Source organism: uncultured Acidovorax sp., assembly GCF_964021665.1.
Classification (GTDB): Bacteria; Pseudomonadota; Gammaproteobacteria; order Burkholderiales; family Burkholderiaceae_C; genus Acidovorax; species Acidovorax temperans.
In genome coordinates this window covers 18,883-36,289 of sequence record NZ_CAXIAK010000033.1, presented here as the reverse complement: position 1 = coordinate 36,289, position 17,407 = coordinate 18,883, and the positions used below count along the sequence as shown (strand labels likewise).

Here is a 17,407-nt window from a genome sequence, read left to right as displayed (position 1 = left end):
TGGCGCGGGCAGCTAGCTCTATTATTTGATGATTACTTTTGAGACACCACACTAGAAGAGCCCAAAATCATTCAAAGTCTGGAGGCGTGGGGTCAGGCAAACCCAGCGCCTGGTTCACCCGCCGCGCCTGCCTTGCCAGGCGCACGGATTGGGGTTGTGCGTTACACAGCGGCTGCAGCAGGTTCTGCACGGCGGCCCACTGGCCGTTGCGCTGCAGCGCGTCCAGCCAGATCTGGTGGAACAGGTCGCGCTGCGCATGGCTGCCGCCAATCTCCACCAGCCGGGGCAGGGCCACGCCCAGTTTCTCTACCGCTGTCGCCCAGTCGCCCTGCGCATGGGCCAGCAGGCCGTGGGCGGTGGGCACACATACTTGCTGCCACACAGTGCGTTCGTGCGCCTCGGTGCGGGTGGCGGCGTGGGTGGTGATGTTGTGAAGCAGCGCGCTTGCTGCCTCTGTGCGGCCTGCGCGGGCCAGGCCGTAGAGGTATTGCAGGTCTAAAAAGGGCAGCACATGGTCTGCCAGGCGCAGGGCCAGGTGATCGGCTACGTTGGCCCAGCGAGGCCCCACATCCACGCCAGCCAGTTCCAGCCGCGCTAGCAGGGACACGGCATTGATCTGGTCTTGCGTGTATTCCTTGACCACGCCCCACACCTGTTGGTCGTACAGCGCCAGCACCTCGGCGTGGCGGTCCTGCTCCAGCAAAAACAGCGCCTGGTGCCACCAGTTGTGCGTGACCATGAAGGAGTTCAGGCCCGTCCAGGTGTCGCTCACGCTGGCCATGAAGTCGATGCCTTCCGCAATGCGGCCCTGGGTCAGCATGACATGGGCCAGTGCGTGGTGTGCCCAGGGCTCTTTGCGGCACAGGTGGATGGCGTGGCGGGCGGCGGCTTCAGCTTCTTTGAGCCGGTGGCATTGCTCCCAGCCAAAGGCCAGCATGCCGTGCAGGTAGGGCACATCGGCGGCGGCGTGCTGCGCTTGCAGGGCCAGCCACAGCATGGCGGGCGAGTCGCCGCGATTGAAGCAGTGGTACTGCCCCAGCTTGAGTGAGGCCAGGTCGCGCGGGTGCCGTCGGGCCTGTTCTTCGTGCAGGGCGATAGCGCGGGGCAGGTCGCCATCGACCCACGCGGCCACCGCAGCCACCAAGCGCTGCTCGCGTTCGCTGGCCTGGTGCGCGTGGGCCAGGGCTTGTTGGATGAAGGGCCGGGCGTTGCGGGGTGCGTCGGCCGATTCGGCAAACATGTGCAGCGCCGCACAATAGGCCTGCACCAACGGGCTGGTATCGGCTTGTGCTTGCAGCACATTCACGGCCCGGGCTTCGCAGGCGATGAAGCCCTCCACAAAGTCGTTGAGGGCCGCAAGGCTGCGTTCATCCCGCAGCGTGACGGGGTTGCCCAGGCTGTCGGTGAGGGGTGCGGTCATGCTGCAACCGGTGGGGCTTTGGCGCCTTAGTGGCTCTGGATGAGCGCCAAGTAGGCCTTGCGGGTGGGTTCGGACACCGAGTTGACCAGCTGTTCGTGGGGCGTCTGGTGGCGGGCCATCATGCGGGCGGAGGCGATGGTCTTGGACTTGCAGTACCAGTGGCAGGTGTGCTGCATCAGGAACAGCTCGGCCGTCATCATGTAGGCCCGGTCTTTGGCGCTGAGGTGGCCGGTGTTCTGCATCACATGGGTGATGCCTTTGGCATGGATGGCCAGCGCCTTGCGCATGTCAAACGTGGCGGCAGGAAACAGTTTGTCGGCAAAGGGCAGGGCGATGGGCAGGCGGCTCACGCGTGCGTCTTCGTCGCTCACCTTGGCAAAGTCGGCGGCAAAGCGGTTGAATTGCTCGCTGAGCTGCTGCTCGGTGGTGCTCAGCAGGGCCCATACCTGGTCGCGCCGCTCCGGGGTGTTTTCGCCCAGCGCGCGCAGGTAGCCCTCGGTCAGCGCCTCCATCAGTTTTTCGATTTGGTATTGGCTCAGGTGCATTCCCAGAATCGCGATGCGCTTGCGTTGCTCTTTGGCGTTGAGCATGTAGGTGCCAGAGGCGATGAGGATCGCCATGAGAAGAAGGTCCATGGGGTGGCTGGGTGGGTGCGTGAAAGGGGGAGACGAGTCGCCCAGTTATGCCGGGCTGCTGGCCCAAAGATAGCGGATATTGCCACCGAGTCAACGCAAGCCGTTTCAAAGAAGCCCCTGCGCGTTGAGTCGGGCTCTGCGCGGCCGGATTTTTGCAGCGCAACGCCTACAAATGCACATCTGCTTGCACAAGTTTGCAGGGGCAGAGGTGTGGGAATGGGAGGCGCTGGTATTCTCCCGCGCACCATCCGAGGGGGTGGGGTTAACTACATCAAGCAATCCAATGAATAAGAAAACAGCTTTGGGCGCCGCTGTGGCGCTGGCAGTGGTGGCCTATGGGGGAGCCACCTGGTACCTGGGACAACGGGCACAGGCCAGTTACCAGGAAGCCCTGGAGGAAGTGCGCAAGGTGCTGGGCGCCGAGACCGTGGTGTCTCAGGACTATCAAAAGGGATTTTTCACATCGCAGGCCAAGGTGGTTTTGCAGTGGACGCCGCCTGCCTCGGCCGAAGCCAGCGAGCCCGCACCCCAGCCTTTGCGCGTGGTGGTAAACAGCGCCGTGCGCCACGGCCCCCTGGCGGGTGGCACGTTGGCCGCCGCCGTGGTGGAGTCGCGCTTTGCGCTGGAAGGCCTGGACGCCAAGGCGGGCACCCTGCTGGCCAAGGCGCAGGCCCCCACGCTGACCACCGTGCACGGCCTCACGGGCAGCCACCACATGAAGCTGATCGTGCCTGCGGGCGAGCTGGGTGACGAAGAAGTGACGATGCGCTGGCAGGAGATGAAGACAGAGTTCTCCGTCAGCGGTGACCGCACGCAGGTCAAAGGCAACTTCCAGTGGCCTGAGCTGGCCTTCTCGGGCGTGAAGAAGGCGTCGGATGAGGAAGATGCACAGGACGAAGCGCCCAGCCGCTTCGCCATGTCGTTCAAGGGCATGAACGGCGATTTCGAGAGCCAGATCATCGACGACCTGTGGATGATGGCGCCCGGCAAGGGGGCTATCCGTTTTGCGCAGATTGACGCCAGCAACACCCCCCAGGGCGGCACGGCCAGCACCCTGCTGGCCCTCAAGGATTTGCTGGGCACCACCACCATCGAGCGCAATGGCAAGTTGTTGAGCATGGCGTCCTCGCTCAAGGGCAAGGGCCTGGTGGGGCCGGTGGATTTTGAATCGATCGGCTTTGAAGAAAAGTTCCAGCGCATTGATGCCGACGTGGTCAAGACCCTGCAGGTGGCGATGGTGGAGAGCTACCGCAAAGACGGCCTCAAGGCCATGGCGAGCGAAGAAGACAGCGGCAAGTTGTTCGGCCTGCTGGCAGACAACGCCCAGCGCCTGGCGGCTGCGCTGCCCGCGTATTCCATGAAGTTTGTGGCCACGCTGGGCGGGCAGCAGGGCGAGGTGTCCTACGGCGGCGAAATCACCCGTGCTCCTTCCGCAGAAGAAGTGACCCAGGCCGGCTGGGGACCGGTGCTGCTCAAGAACGCGACCTTCCATGCCGACGTGCGCCTGCCCAAGGCCTGGCTGCCCCAGTTGGCCAAGGCCGCAGGCCAGGAGGAGTTCAAGAGCGAAGACGTGGACGGCATGATCGGCATGGCCCAGGCGGCAGGCTATGTGCGCCAGGAGGGCGACAACCTGACCAGCTCACTGAAGATGGAAGGCGGCCAGGCCAAGCTCAACGGCCGGGTGATGGACTTGCCCAACTTCATGCGTTGACCTGACGTGATGAGCCCGCGCGAGAGGCCCTGAAAACACCCCTCGCCTCACGCAAAAAAGCCTCGGTGGCCATGCAGGTTGCCGGGGCTTTTTGCTGCCTTGCGCAAAGAGGTTTTCAGCCCTGGGGCGGCTGCGGCCAGGGGCGTTGCGGGCCGCGGATCTGCTCGAAGGCGTGCGCCACCTGCAGCACGCCCAGGTCGTCAAAGCGCGCGCCGGCAATCTGCAGCCCGATGGGCAGGCCGCTGGCGGTGTAGCCGCAGTTGACCGAAGCGGCAGGTTGCTCAGACATGTTGAACGGGACCGTGAAGCCAATGTGCTCCAGCGGGCGCAGCGGGTCGTTGGTGGGGGAGGGCAGCTCGGCCGCGAATGCGGGCATGGGGGCCACGGGCGAGAGCACGTAATCAAACCCGCTGCATGCCTTGACGGTGGCCACGCGCGTGGTGTGGAACTGCTGGCTGGCCTGGAAGACCTGGGGGCCGGTCATGCCCGCAGCACTCTCGGCCCAGGCGCGGATGTAGGGCAGCACCTTGGCACGCTGCGTTTCGGGCAGGGCTTGCAGGTCGGTGTACGAGCGCATGCGCCAGAAGTGGTCCATGCCGTCGAGCATGGCCTGGGTCATGAAGGGCTGCATCAGGCTCACCTGGGCACCGGCCTGCTCGAACAGGCGGGCGGCATGTTCCACAGCGGCGCGCACTTCAGCCTCTACTGGCAGGCCGCAGCCAGCGTCCAGCAGTAGGCCCAGGCGCAGGCCGCGCAGGCGTTGCACGCCTTGGTCATATTCGCCCCAGGCAATGGGCTGGTAGGGCAGGCTCATGCTGTCGCGCACGTCGGGCTGGCTCAGCACCTGCATCATCAGCGCGGCGTCTTGCACGGTGCGTGTCATGGGGCCTGCCGCACGGCCGGTGTAGGGTGGGTCGATAGGAATGCGACCCAGGCTGGGCTTGAGGCTGAAGATGCCGCACCAGCTGGCGGGCAGGCGCAGCGATCCGCCAATGTCGGTGCCGATGTGCAGGGGGCCGTAGCCCGCAGCCGCAGCGGCGCCACCGCCTGCGCTGGAGCCACCGGGGCCCTTGCTCACATCCCACGGGTTGCGCGACAGGGGGTGAAAGCTCGACAAGCCCGAAGACAGCATGCCGTAGTCGGGCATGGTGGTCTTGGCCACCATCACGGCCCCTGCCTCGCGCAGGCGGGCGGCGGGTGGCGCATCGGCGGCTGCAGGCACCAGCGGCACGGCGGCGGTGCCCAGCGGCGTGGGGTCGCCCTGGGTGGCGATGTTTTCCTTGATGGTGACGGGCACCCCGTCGAGCAGCCCCTGGGGCTCGCCGCGCAGCCAGCGGGCTTCGCTGGCCCGGGCCTGTGCCAGCGCGTGCTCAGGCCGCAGCAGGTAGGTGGCGCGGATGTGGGGCTCCCAGCGCGCCATGTGCGCCAGCACAGCCTGCGTGACCTCCACGGGGGACAGCGTGCGCTGGCGGTAGGCGGCCAGCAGGTCTTGGGCGGGCAGGTCGTGCAGTGCGGTCATGGCGGGGTCTTACAAGTAAAAATGGCTGTTAGCGCTTATCCAGAAAGCGCTAGTAGCTATCTATTTGGGAGCTAATGGCTCCGTGCATTTCAGGTATCCAACGCGCTGGCACTGCTCGTAGCCTTGGATACTGGCGCGGCCCAGTCGCAGGCAGCCGAGCAAGGGCCTACGCCGGCCGCACCGCCCCGCAGCGATGGCTGCGTCCCCCTGCCCGCATGGCGCAGCCATGCGAGAGCGGGGGGAAGGCGCGAAGCGACTCAGGGGGGTGCTCGATCTCAACTCCAGGAGAGGGCCGAGAGGTCGTTCACGAACACGGGCATGTCCTTCCACAACCCCTTGAGGTTCTTGTTCGCCACGGTGATCCACTGCGGCTGGTACAGGAAGGCGTGCACGGCGTCGTCGGCCAGCAGTTTCTGCGCATCGCCCAGCAGGCGGGCGCGGTCTTGGGGGCGCGCGGCGTTCTTGATCTGGTTGAACAGGTCGTTGAACTTGGCCGACTGGTAGCCCCAGTAATAGTCGGGCTTGGCAAAGTTGGCCAGATCAAACGGCTCGACGTGCGAGATCAGCGTGAGGTCGTAGTTCTTGTTGCCATACGTGCCGCTGAGCCACTGCGCCCATTCCACGTTCTGCGTCTTGGCCACGATACCCACCTTGGCCAATTGCGCCACGATGACTTCTCCACCCTGGCGCGCGTACGGCGTGGGCGGCAGGGTCAGCGTCAGCTCCAGCGGGGTCTTGATGCCCGCTTCGGCCAACAGCTTCTTGGATTTTTCAATGTCGAACGGATTGACGCCCGTGGTGTCCACGTAGCCAAACGCACCCGGCACGTAGTGGCTGCCGATGGGGGCGCCGTAGCCGTCGCCTGCGCCCTCGATCACGGCCTTGCGGTCGATGGCGGCTGCGATGGCGCGGCGCACGCGCACATCGTCCAGTGGCTTGCGCGCGTTGTTGATGGCCAGGATGGTCTTGGCGCGCGAGCCGCTGACCAGCACCTGAAAGCGCGGGTTGGTCTTGAACTGCGGCACGCTACGCGGCGTGACGCGGGGGAACAGGTCCACATCGCCCGCCAGCAGGGCGGCGACTTGCGCAGCAGGGTCGGAGATGAAGCGGAAGGTGGCGCGGCGCAGCTTGATGGTGCTTGCCGCCCGGAAACCATCCCAAGCCGTCAGCACCACCGAGGAACCCTTGTTCCACGCGCCCAGCTGGTAAGGCCCTGTGCCCACGGGCTTGGTGGCATTGGTATCGGCGCTCTTGGGCTCCACGATGATGGCCGTGGCCTGGCCCAGGGCGAACAGCAGGTCGGGGTCGATGTCTTTGTTCAGCACCACCAGGGTGTGTTCGTCCACCATTTGCGTGGTCAGGTTGGCAAAGGTGCGCTTGTCTTTGTTGGTGCTTTTCTCGCCGCCAGCACGGTCGTAGGAGAACTTGACCGCAGCGGCGTTGAAGGGCTCGCCGTTCTGGAACTTGACGCCCTTGCGCAGCTTGAAGGTGTAGGTCTTTAGGTCGGGCGAGACTTCCCAGCTCTCGGCCAGCAGGGGCGAGACCGAGCCGTCGGGGTTGATCTTGGTGAGCGTTTCAAAAATGTTGTACTGAACGATCTCGGCAATGGCCGATGCCGCACCTGCCGTGGGGTCCAGGCCTGGGGGCTCCAGGGTCATGGCCAGCACCACCGCATCCTTGCGGTTTTGCGCCAGGGCACCGACGGGCGCAGCCAGAGGAATGGCAGCCAGCGCGCCAGTGGCAAGAACGGATCGGCGATTCAGCATGTTCAACGACTCCTGACAAAGAGCAGACTTGGAATTCAGTCAACACCTGCGCGCCTCTGGGCAGAAGGCTGCAGGCAATGTGCGAAAGCGCTTTGTACACCATTGGTTGCGCGCAGCGCGCGGTATCGCATGGCGTACTGACTGCTACGCGACTTCAGCGGCCGCCTTGGCAAGCCCTACGGGTTGCCCGATGCCATCGCGGCTGCAGCCATGCGCCGCGCACGGGCCCGCCCTGGCTGCACATGGGGCACCGCAGCCACCAGGGCCTGGGTGTAGGGGTGCTGCGCGTGGAGGAACAGATCGGACGGTGCCCCGCGCTCCACGATTTGCCCTTGGTACAGCACCACGACCTCGTCGCACAGGTGGTGCACCACGGCCAAGTCGTGGCTGATGAGCAGGAAGCTCACGCCAAATTTCTGCTGCAGGTCTTGCAGCAGGTCGAGCACCTGGGCTTGCACCGACACGTCCAGCGCGCTCACGGGTTCATCGGCCACGATGAGCCGGGGCCGGGTGATCAGGGCGCGGGCGATGGCAATGCGCTGGCGCTGGCCGCCCGAAAATTCGTGCGGGTATTTGTCCAGGTCTTGGGGGCGCAGGCCCACCTGGGCGAGCACTTCAGCGGCTTGCTCGCGCTGCTGTGCCCGCGTGGTGTGGCCCTGGGCTTGCAGCGGTTCACTCACGATCCGCGCCACGGTCTGGCGTGGGTCCAGCGATCCGTACGGGTCCTGGAACACCATCTGAAAGTCGCGCCGGGCTTCGCGCAGCGCGGCCGCTGGCAACTGGTGCAGATCGCGCCCCAGCAGGCGCACGCTGCCGGAGGTGGGCGCGTCCAGCGCCATCACGGTGCGCGCCAGGGTGGATTTGCCAGAGCCCGATTCACCCACCACGCCCAGGCTGCGCCCACCATGTAGCGTGAAGCTTACGCCCTTGAGTGTCTGCACTTTGGCGGGCGGGCGCAGCAGGTGCTCGCGGGGCAACGTGTATTCGCGAACCAGGTCGGTCACTTCCAGCAGCGGGGCTGTAGGCGCTTGCGAGGCTGGGGTGTGCGGGAGCGAAGTCATGAACGGGAATGCACGGGCAGTGCGCTCTCTACAACGTGGGCAGGGGTTGCGGCGGGCACCATGGCTTCGGGGCGCAGGCAGCGCACCAGGTGGTCGCCATCAGCATCCTGGGCGACCAGCGTGGCTTCAGGCCGGGTGTGGTGGCAGGCCTGTGCGGTGAAGGCGCACCGCCCGGCAAATGGGCAGCCAGCGGGCAGGTCCACCAGCTCGGGCACCGTGCCTGCAATGGTCGATAGCCGCACGGGCTGCGCCGTTCGGGGTGCCAGCTGCGGCCGCGCCGCCAGCAAACCCCTGGTGTAGGGGTGGGCCATGGCGGCAAAGACCGATGCGGTGGACCCGCTTTCGACCACGCTGCCGCCGTACATCACCAGCATGCGGTCCACGTTTTGGGAGATCACCCCCAGGTCGTGCGAGATGAGGATGAGCGCCATGTTGCGCTCGGCCACCAGGTCGCTAATGAGGTCGAGGATCTGCTGCTGGATGGTCACATCCAGCGCCGTGGTGGGTTCGTCAGCAATCAACAGGTCGGGGCCGCAGGCCAGCGCCATGGCAATGGTGATGCGCTGGCGCTGCCCGCCAGAGAACTGGTGGGGGTAGGCATCAAAGCGCTGCGCTGCCTGGGGAATGCCCACGCGGTCCAGCAATGCAATGGCGCGTTGCCGCGCGGTGGCCTTGTCCAGGCCCAGGTGCAGCCGCAGGGGCTCTGCCACCTGGCGGCCAATGGTGTGCACGGGGTTGAGGGCCGTCATGGGCTCCTGGAACACCATGCCGATGCGGTGGCCGCGCAGCCGGCACATCTGGGCCTCGCTGGCACCTACCAGTTCCTGCCCATCAAAGCGGATGCTGCCGGAGACTTCTGCGCTTTCAGGCAGCAGGCCCATGAGCGCCATGGCGGTGAGCGACTTGCCGCAGCCCGATTCGCCAATCAGGCCCAGGGTTTCGCCGCATTCCAGCGCAAAGCTCACGCCGCGCACCGCATCGGCCGGGCCTCGGTGGGTCTGCAGGCGCACGCGCAGGTTGGATACGTCTAACAGGGGCATGGGTTGCTTTGGTGGTCTTCTGGGCTGGTTCAACGCTTGCGAGCAAGGCGAGGGTCGAGCAGATCGCGCAGGCCGTCGCCCAGCAGGTTCAGCCCCAGCACGGCCAGCGCAATCGCCACGCCGGGCCACACCGCCAGCAGGGGGGCCTGGAACATGAGGGTCTGTGCCTCGCTCAGCATGCGGCCCCACGAGGGCTCTGGCGGCTGCGTGCCCAGCCCCAGGTACGACAGCGCTGCTTCGGCCAGGATGGCCAGCGCAAACTGGATGGTGGCCTGCACGATCAGCACCGAGAGGATGTTGGGCAGCACATGCTCCAGCGTGATGCGCCAGGGCCCCTTGCCGCAGGCACGGGCGGCCAGGATGTATTCGCGCGCCCACACGGCGTTGGCCGACGCCCGAGTGACCCGCGCAAACGTCGGGATGTAGAAGATGCCAATGGCGATGATGGAGTTGACGATGCCTGCCCCGAACACGGCGGTGAGCATGATGGCCAGCAGCAGGGCAGGGAAGGCAAACGTGAAGTCGGCCAGGCGCATGATGGCTTCTTCCACCCAGCCCTTGCGCGCCGCCGCCAGCAGCCCCAGCGCCGTGCCCACGCCCATACCGATGCCCACGGCGATCACCCCCACCAGAATGGAATTGCGCGCACCCACCATGAGGAGCGAGACGATGTCGCGCCCAAACGCATCGGTGCCGAGCCAGTGGGCGGCCGACGGGGGCTGCAACTTGGCGGCCAAGTCCACCTCGTAGGGCGACCAGGGCGTCCACAACAAGGAGATAGCGGCCATGCCCAGCATGAGCATCGTGAGCACGGCACCCAGCACAAAGCTGCGGTGGCGCAGGGCCCGATGCCAGCCTTGCTGCCCACGTGGACCCGCACCCGCCGAAGGCACCCGCCCCCCTGCGGAGGCGGTGGAGGCAGAGGCGGGTGCTATCGCAGAGGAGTCTTTCAACAGGCTCATGGCTCAGATATCGCTGGCTTTGACGCGTGGATCGATCACCGCGTACAGCACGTCCACCACAAAATTCACCACGATGACCATGGCGGCCAACAGCATGACGCAGTTGCGCACCACGATGAGGTCTCGGTTGGAGATGGACTGGAAGCTCAACCGGCCCAGGCCCGGCAGGTAGAACACGTTTTCCACCACGATGGTGCCGGCCAGCAGCGAAGCAAACTGCAGCCCCATCACCGTGACCACCGGGATCATGGCATTGCGCAGCACATGGCCCCACAGGGCCGCGCGCTGCGACAGGCCTTTGGCCCGCGCAGTGCGCACGAAATCCTCGCGCAGCACTTCCAGCACGGCAGAGCGCGTGATGCGCGCCAGGATGGCCGCCTGCACGACGGCCAGGGCAATGGCTGGCAGCAGCAGGGCCTTGAGCGCTTCGAGCGGGCTGCCGCCACTGGCTTGTGTCCAGCCTGGAAAACCGCCGGCGGAAAACCATTGCAGCTTCACCGAAAACAGCAGGATCAGCAAAATGGCAAACCAGAAGTTGGGGATGGCAATGCCGATCTGCGCCAGGGCCATCACGCCCACATCTCCCCAGCGGTTGTGGCGCGATGCGGCATACACACCCGCTAGCAGGGCCAGCACGGCGGTGATGACCATAGCCAGCAGCGCCAGCGGGATGGTGAGCGCTAACCGCTCCAGCACCAGGTCCAGCACCGGGGTGCTGTAGGCGTAGCTCTCACCCATATTGCCCACCAGCAGCCCGCCGATCCAGTCACCGTAGCGCTGCAGTGCCGGTTGGTCCAGGCCCAGTTTGGTGGCCAGGGCCGCCACGGCCTCGGGCGATGCATCGGGGCCCATCAGCATCTGCGCCGCATTGCCCGGAAGAATTTCCAGCACCAGGAACACCACCGCCGAGGCTCCCAGCAGGGTGGCCATGAGGGTCAACAGGCGTTTGAGGAGAAACAGGCCCATAGAGAAGTGGAGTGGTCGTTGGCGGGGAGGTGCTAGTTCGTGTGCATGCGCAGCATACCGGCAAAGCACCCCTGCTGCGGTCAGTGGGTTGCGGGGGCGGTTTGGCTGTGGGCGCGGGTGCGCGGGATAATCGGGGGCATGAAGTCCGTACTGACCCTGCTGGAGACCTGCGCATGGCGTTGATGATCACCGATGAATGCATCAACTGCGATGTCTGCGAGCCCGAGTGCCCCAACGATGCGATTTATCTGGGGCAGGAGATCTATGAGATCGACCCCAGCAAGTGCACCGAATGCGTAGGGCACTTTGACGAGCCGCAGTGCGTGCAGATTTGCCCTGTGGCCTGCATACCGGTTAACCCCCAGCATGTCGAAAGCCGCGAAACCCTGTGGCAGAAGTTTCAGCGACTGCAAGCCGCGAAGTCGTGAATGGACAGGCGCCAAGGGTTCAAAGTGTTTTAGGGCTCTAGCGCTTATACAGAAAGCGCTAGCAGCTATCAAAAAAATAGCAAATCAATCGTCAAGCTGCCGCAGCGGGACGCGGTGGCTTGGGCCGTGGCGGCTTGGTGGTGTGCACTAGCAAGGTGGCCTTGTCCATGTCACCGGCGAGCATGGCCGCGTGTGCCTTGAGCGAATGGGCAATGCTGTCTTCGATCAGTGTGCGCTGGTCGGGCGCGGGTTTTTTGAGCACCCAATTGGCGACCTCCGATTTTTCGCCGGGGTGTCCAATGCCAATGCGCAGGCGCCAGTAATTGGGCGAACCCAGCTGGGCGTGGATATCACGCAGTCCGTTGTGCCCCGCGTGGCTGCCGCCGCGCTTGAGTTTGACCTGCCCGGGGGGCAAGTCCAGCTCATCGTGCACCACCAGAATCTCTTCCGGCTGGATCTTGAAAAAGCGTGCCAGCGAGGCCACTGACTTGCCCGACAGGTTCATGAAGGTCTGCGGCTGGAGCAGCCACACGCTTTGGCCATTCACGCTGGTGCGGCCCGCCAGCCCGTAATAGCTGCGCTCGGGTACCAGGTTCACCTTCAACTCGCGGGCCAGCGCATCAATCCACCAGAACCCGGCGTTGTGGCGCGTGGCCTCGTAATCTGGCCCGGGATTGCCCAGGCCCACAAACAGCTTGATCATGCGAACAATTATCGGTGGTGGTGCTCAAAAAAAACGGCCCACCGAGGTGGACCGTTTTGGTGGCCAACCCCGCGAAGAGGTTGGCACAGGAGGATTCAAGGAGAAGCCGAGGCTTACTTCTTGCCCTTGCCCTTGCCCTTGGCATCGGCTGCAGGAGCGGCGTCAGCAGGGGTTTCCACCACAACCACTGGAGCCACCACGGACACCAGCACAGGGTTTTGTTTGTTGCCGCGGATCACAGCGCTCACGCCCTTGGGCAGTTTGATGTCCTTCAGGTGCAGGGAGGTACCCTTTTCCAGCTTGGACAGGTCCACCGCGATGAACTCTGGCAGGTCGGAAGGCATGCAGGTCACGTCGAGTTCGTTCACGACGGGGTTGACCATGCACTTGTCCACCTTCACGGCTGGGGACTCTTCAGCGCCGCTGAAGTGCAGTGGCACCTTCATGTGCAGCTTGGTCTTTTCGTCCACGCGCTGGAAGTCGATGTGCAGCACCAGTTGCTTGAAGGGGTGGTATTGCACGTCGCGCAGCAGAACCTTGGAGGTCTTGCCGTTCAGTTCCATGTCCAGCACGCTGGAGTGGAACGCTTCCTTCTTGAGGGCGTGCCACAGAGCGTTGTGGTCCACTTCGATCAGTTGGGGTTCGGCGGAACCACCGTAGACGATACCAGGCGTGCGGCCCGAAATACGCAGACGGCGGCTCGCACCCGTACCCTGCTTGGCGCGCTCAAAAGCGACGAAGTTCATAGTTAGCTCCTGAAAAGGGTCGACCGCGACCAGTCGTTCCCTGTTTAAAAAAGGCTTGTTGGCGTATGGACGCTGTACAAGCCCGGGGGTGTTCCCGAACAGACAAGCCTCCCGAGGGAGGCTTGGTGCAACACCGATACTGCGTGCCGCCCGCCAGGGGGAAGCACCGCAGCGTCAGCTGTCGTCTTGCTCGGAGAACAGGCTCATCACCGACTCGCCCTTGGCAATGCGCTGGATTGTTTCTGCAATCAGCGGCGCCACAGACAGTTGGCGAATTTTGGTACATCCCTTGGCAGATTCGCTCAGGGGGATGGTGTTGGTCACCACGATTTCATCCAGGGCAGAACCCTTGGAGATGCGTTCGATGGCAGGACCCGAGAAAATGGGGTGCGTGCAGTAGGCGTACACCTTCTTAGCGCCACGCTCCTTGAGCACTTCAGCGGCTTTGACCAGTGTGCCCGCCGTATCAATCATGTCGTCCATGATGACGCAGTTGCGACCTTCAATCTCACCGATCACATGCATCACTTCGGAGACGTTGGCCTTGGGACGACGCTTGTCGATGATGGCCAGATCGCAACCCAGTTGCTTGGCCAGTGCGCGTGCACGCACCACACCACCCACGTCAGGGGAAACAACGATCAGGTCTTCGTAGTTCTTTTGGCGCAGATCGCCCAGCAAGACTGGCGAAGCGTAGATGTTGTCGACCGGAATGTCGAAAAAGCCTTGAATCTGGTCAGCGTGCAGATCCATGGTCAACACACGCGCCACACCCACAGCTTGCAGCATGTTGGCCACCACCTTGGCGGTGATTGGCACACGTGTGGAGCGGGGGCGACGGTCTTGGCGAGCGTAGCCGAAATAGGGGATCACGGCGCTGATGCGCTCAGCCGATGCACGCTTGAGCGCATCAACCATGATCAGCAATTCCATGAGATTGTCGTTCGTAGGAGCGCAAGTGGATTGCACTACGAAGACATCGCGAGCGCGGACGTTTTGTTTGATTTCGACGGTGACTTCACCGTCAGAGAAGCGACCCACATCGGCTGCGCCCAGTTGGGTGCCTAGGTGTTTGGCGATTTCAGCTGCCATGCCAGGATTGGCATTGCCGGTGAAAACCATGAAGTCGGGTTGGTTGGCTTGCATGAGCGTCCCAGCAGTCTGAAAAAAAAGCCCGTACGCGAAAGAAATTTGGCAGGGGAAGAAGGATTCGAACCTTCGCATGCCGGAATCAAAATCCGGTGCCTTAACCAGCTTGGCGACTCCCCTACACAGGTCAACTGTCGATGACAGTCAGCCTTAATTTGACTCTGCAACCCACCCTGCCAGAGGATGAATCATCAGATTGCCGCACGTTTTAATTTTCCATGCGCTTGGCGCATCTTGAAAATTAACTTCGTTTGGCATTTGTGCAAACACTGCACTACCCGAGCCCGTCATTCTAGCATGTAATCCTTTGGATTTAAGCCAGTTGATGACTTTTTTTACCTCAGGGCACAGACTTTCTGCGACTGGCTGCAAGTCGTTACGACCGAAATCGTAGTGTGCTGCAGCAAAGCCTAAGATTGTAGCATGATCAGAATCACGTTTTAGAAGCTTGGAAGAAAAAATTGCTTTTGTCTCCAATCCCGCTTCTGGCTTGACCACCACAAACTGGCTGGTGGGCGGCTGTTCATGCTTCTCAAGCGGGCGGATTGTCTCACCAATTCCTTCCACCCAGGCGTTCTGACCTCGCAGAAAGAACGGTACGTCGGCGCCCAGCGTGAGGCCAATACGTTCAAGCTCCGACCCCGTTAGTTTCAACTTCCACAAACGATTCAGTGCGATCAGGGTAGACGCCGCATCGGACGAGCCGCCACCCATGCCTGCTTGGGCGGGGATGCTTTTGTGGACTCCGATGTGCGCGCCAGTCCGGCAGCCTGTGGCTTCCTTGAGCGCGTGGGCGGCACGCAGCACGAGATCAACGGGTGGCAGTGGCGTATTGATGTCTTCCCGGCTGAGTTGCCCGTCAGCGCGGATCTCAAAGTGAAGCGTGTCGCACCAATCAATCAGCATGAAGACAGATTGCAGCAGGTGGTACCCATCGTCTCTGCGGCCTGTGATGTGCAGGAACAAATTCAGTTTGGCGGGGGCTGGGACGTCGTAAAGCGCAAGCATGAGAAAAGACTAATGGGAAAAGGCGATGCGCAAGATAGCCTTGGGCTTGGGGTCTGAACGTTGTGCGGTGATGCGCCCTTGCGAGAGTGCGCTCAGATCGGCTACCCAACCAGCTGCATTCGTCTCGATACCGCGTAGCCAATCAAAAATCGCCTTGATTGGGATGGCTTCTCCCGTAACCTGGGTGAGCAGTGCATCCAATGAGTGCGAGGCCTGTTGCTGTTGGCCTGTCTGTAGCGTTGCGCCAAATGCGCTCCACTTAAATTTACCAAGGGTGTTTCCGAGGGGGCTCAGCAAGATCAATTCGCCTTGATCTTCCGAGCCCTCAAGTTCAAACAAGGCGGAAAAAGACTGCGCGCTTTCCTCTTCTATCTGCAGTGCAAGGCGCCCAGACCAATAGGGCCGCTCGGGCTTCGCGACCAAGCTCGCAGAGGTGCAGCCGAATAGACCCAGCCCCAGCAGACCGGCCGTGCCTGCTGCGAGGAGCGTACGCCGTTGCTGGGCTGAAGACCGCTTGCCGTGTTCGGTGGCGTGAGCTGGGGTCAAAGCGACACTCCGAGGCGCTTGAGCGTGCCCTTCAGTGTTGAATTGTTTGGGTTGAGTCGCAAACCTTCTTGCCAGATGGCTTTTGCTTCGCTCGTGTTTCCTTGGCTCCAGAGAACTTCGCCCAGATGTGCAGCGATCTCTGAATCAGGCTTTTTCGCAAAAGCGAAGCGCAAAAGGCGCGCTGCCTCGGCCTTGTTTCCCAGTCTGAACTCGACCCAGGCCAGACTGTCGGTGATGAAGGGGTCCTCCGGCGCGAATTCCAATGCCTTTTGAATCAGTCGCTTGGCTTCTTCCAGTCTTACTCCTCGGTCGGCAAAGGAATACCCCAGGGCGTTGTACGCATGATGGTAGTCAGGCTGGCGCGCGATCACTTGCCGCAGCAGCGTCTCCATCTCGTCCAGCCGGCCAGTCTTTTCCGCAAGCATGGCTTGGTCGTAGACCAAATCGTTGTCCTCAGGGGTGAGGGCAATCGCTTCGCTTTGCAGTCTGTATGCTTGCTCATTCTCCCCGCTGTCCTTGAGCAGTTGCACTTCCGCCAAAAGTTTCAGGCGACGTTCGTCTGCCGTACTGCCAGGTAGATTGCGCAAAAGCGTCCGTGCTTCAGAGATTTGGCCCTGTTTGGCAAGCAGGGAAGCGCGCTGCCGTTGCACGCTGAAGATCTCGCCAGCGTTTTCAATCCGATCCAGCCAGCTGCGGGCGGCCTCCAAATCGCCTTGCTTTTCGGAAATTTGCGCTGCAAGCGCATAGGCTTGTGTCATCAGCCGTTGGTTGCGTTGAGCCTCTCCCGCGGCATCCGTCAGCTCAAAAAATTTTCGCAATGATCCTTGTGCGCGTTGCATTTCCTGGTTCTGGGTCTGCAAGCTTGCAAGCAAGAGCCAGGCTTCCGGCATATCGGGCTTTTCCTGCGTCACCTTGGTGAGCTGGTCGGATGCTGCAGAGAAATTTGAACGGCTCAGCAGTACCCTCGCATACAGCATGCGAATCTCTGTATTGGAGTGCTTCTCCAAATACTGTTGCACGAAAGGCTCGGCCGCGCTGATTCCTTCGTCCATGAGTTCCAGCGCGAGTCGTGCTTGGCCCTCATAAGCCGGATCCATGGCTTTTGATTTGGCAAGGCTCTGCAGGGATCCGGCTTTGTCATCGGCGGCAAGTTGCAGGCGTCCTAGTGAGATCCATGCTGCGGCTCCTGTGGAACGGTTTTCCAGTTCGCCTTTAAACGCTTCTTTCACAGCGCTCACTGCGGCAGCCTTGTCTGCGATACGTCCGTACATTTGCGGTACGGCACTCAGAATGCCCGCTCTGTTCGGAAGCGGTGCTTGCTCAATGAACTGGCGCAGAGGGCCTGCTGTTTCTCCCACCTTGTTGAGTGCAATCAGTATCTGTAGTACGTAGCGGTTGGCCTCTCGCGACTGAGGATGGTCTTCCTGCCATGCTTTTGCTGCAGCCAGGGCGTATTCGCCAGAACGCGACTGCAGAGCAATGTCCGTAGCTCTTTGGTAGAGTTGTTCGCTTCTAGAGCGCCGTGCTGCGTCCAGAATCAGAGCATAGCCAGCCCCCGGGTCCCCGGTTCGTGTGGTTACTTCACCCAGCAAAATTTCGTAGAAAAGATTGCCATCCAGTTTGGCGTTAGATGGTGGCGGACTGGGTGTGTTTGAAGTAGGTGAGGCGGGCGGGTTTGCCTGTGCTCCGCCGAAAGCTGTCGCGAAGGACAGGGCAACAACCACGGGGATCATTCGAAGGCGATGTA

General features: G+C 62.6%; 16 protein-coding genes and 1 tRNA gene. 2 read left to right on the top strand and 15 right to left on the bottom strand.

The genetic code is table 11. From position 1 onward, the window contains the following. Window positions 1-67: 67 nt before the first annotated feature. Window positions 68-1,420: a tetratricopeptide repeat protein gene (locus AADJ04_RS09295; protein ID WP_341239441.1), complete on the bottom strand. Its 1,353-nt coding sequence runs from the start codon at window positions 1,418-1,420 to the stop codon at window positions 68-70. Between the two features lie 26 nt (window positions 1,421-1,446). Beyond that, window positions 1,447-2,055, bottom strand: a complete 609-nt coding sequence (locus tag AADJ04_RS09290; protein WP_341239440.1) for a hypothetical protein — start codon at window positions 2,053-2,055, stop codon at window positions 1,447-1,449. A 283-nt stretch (window positions 2,056-2,338) separates the two neighbouring features. Here AADJ04_RS09290 and AADJ04_RS09285 point away from each other — a divergent pair, with 283 nt between their 5' ends. Next, a complete protein-coding gene (locus AADJ04_RS09285; RefSeq protein ID WP_341239439.1) occupies window positions 2,339-3,766 on the top strand; it encodes a YdgA family protein in 1,428 nt (475 codons plus the stop codon). A 115-nt stretch (window positions 3,767-3,881) separates the two neighbouring features. On the opposite strand, the gene AADJ04_RS09280 is transcribed toward AADJ04_RS09285, so the two are convergent. The 6 genes from AADJ04_RS09280 to AADJ04_RS09255 all read right to left on the bottom strand — a co-directional run bounded on the left by AADJ04_RS09280 (window position 3,882) and on the right by AADJ04_RS09255 (window position 11,080). Beyond that, a complete protein-coding gene (locus AADJ04_RS09280) occupies window positions 3,882-5,285 on the bottom strand; it encodes an amidase (protein ID WP_341239438.1) in 1,404 nt (467 codons plus the stop codon). A 275-nt stretch (window positions 5,286-5,560) separates the two neighbouring features. Next, entirely contained in the window at window positions 5,561-7,051 is a 1,491-nt protein-coding gene (locus AADJ04_RS09275; RefSeq protein ID WP_341239437.1) for an ABC transporter substrate-binding protein, read from the bottom strand. A 176-nt stretch (window positions 7,052-7,227) separates the two neighbouring features. Continuing rightward, the gene (locus tag AADJ04_RS09270; protein WP_341239436.1) at window positions 7,228-8,112 is read right to left on the bottom strand and encodes an ATP-binding cassette domain-containing protein; all 885 of its coding nucleotides are present in this window, start codon (window positions 8,110-8,112) and stop codon (window positions 7,228-7,230) included. Further along, entirely contained in the window at window positions 8,109-9,152 is a 1,044-nt protein-coding gene (locus tag AADJ04_RS09265; protein WP_341239435.1) for an ABC transporter ATP-binding protein, read from the bottom strand. The genes AADJ04_RS09270 and AADJ04_RS09265 overlap by 4 nt, the downstream gene beginning before the upstream one ends. A gap of 29 nt (window positions 9,153-9,181) precedes the next feature. Next, the gene (locus AADJ04_RS09260) at window positions 9,182-10,114 is read right to left on the bottom strand and encodes an ABC transporter permease (RefSeq protein ID WP_341239434.1); all 933 of its coding nucleotides are present in this window, start codon (window positions 10,112-10,114) and stop codon (window positions 9,182-9,184) included. Between the two features lie 3 nt (window positions 10,115-10,117). Further along, entirely contained in the window at window positions 10,118-11,080 is a 963-nt protein-coding gene (locus AADJ04_RS09255; protein WP_341239433.1) for an ABC transporter permease, read from the bottom strand. Window positions 11,081-11,253: 173 nt separating this feature from the next. Here AADJ04_RS09255 and AADJ04_RS09250 point away from each other — a divergent pair, with 173 nt between their 5' ends. Then, complete coding sequence (locus AADJ04_RS09250; RefSeq protein ID WP_044399600.1) at window positions 11,254-11,508, top strand: YfhL family 4Fe-4S dicluster ferredoxin; 255 nt, start codon at window positions 11,254-11,256, stop codon at window positions 11,506-11,508. Window positions 11,509-11,599: 91 nt separating this feature from the next. Here the strand turns inward: AADJ04_RS09250 and pth are convergent, their stop codons facing one another. The 7 genes from pth to AADJ04_RS09215 all read right to left on the bottom strand — a co-directional run bounded on the left by pth (window position 11,600) and on the right by AADJ04_RS09215 (window position 17,393). Further along, window positions 11,600-12,211, bottom strand: coding sequence for an aminoacyl-tRNA hydrolase (gene pth / locus AADJ04_RS09245; RefSeq protein ID WP_066698751.1), 612 nt, complete (start codon window positions 12,209-12,211; stop codon window positions 11,600-11,602). 113 nt (window positions 12,212-12,324) lie between these two features. After that, window positions 12,325-12,957 carry a 50S ribosomal protein L25/general stress protein Ctc gene (locus tag AADJ04_RS09240; protein ID WP_044399594.1) on the bottom strand — a complete coding sequence of 211 codons (633 nt, stop codon included), beginning with the start codon at window positions 12,955-12,957 and terminating at the stop codon, window positions 12,325-12,327. A 174-nt stretch (window positions 12,958-13,131) separates the two neighbouring features. Then, complete coding sequence (locus AADJ04_RS09235; RefSeq protein WP_044399591.1) at window positions 13,132-14,103, bottom strand: ribose-phosphate pyrophosphokinase; 972 nt, start codon at window positions 14,101-14,103, stop codon at window positions 13,132-13,134. Window positions 14,104-14,149: 46 nt separating this feature from the next. Then, a tRNA-Gln gene (locus AADJ04_RS09230) sits at window positions 14,150-14,226 on the bottom strand. A 30-nt stretch (window positions 14,227-14,256) separates the two neighbouring features. Next, window positions 14,257-15,114, bottom strand: a complete 858-nt coding sequence (gene ispE / locus AADJ04_RS09225; RefSeq protein ID WP_341239432.1) for a 4-(cytidine 5'-diphospho)-2-C-methyl-D-erythritol kinase — start codon at window positions 15,112-15,114, stop codon at window positions 14,257-14,259. 9 nt (window positions 15,115-15,123) lie between these two features. Continuing rightward, window positions 15,124-15,660, bottom strand: a complete 537-nt coding sequence (locus tag AADJ04_RS09220) for an outer membrane lipoprotein LolB (RefSeq protein WP_244939091.1) — start codon at window positions 15,658-15,660, stop codon at window positions 15,124-15,126. Continuing rightward, complete coding sequence (locus AADJ04_RS09215) at window positions 15,657-17,393, bottom strand: tetratricopeptide repeat protein (protein WP_341239431.1); 1,737 nt, start codon at window positions 17,391-17,393, stop codon at window positions 15,657-15,659. Before AADJ04_RS09215 ends, AADJ04_RS09220 begins: the two co-directional genes overlap by 4 nt. Between the last annotated feature and the right edge of the window lie 14 nt (window positions 17,394-17,407).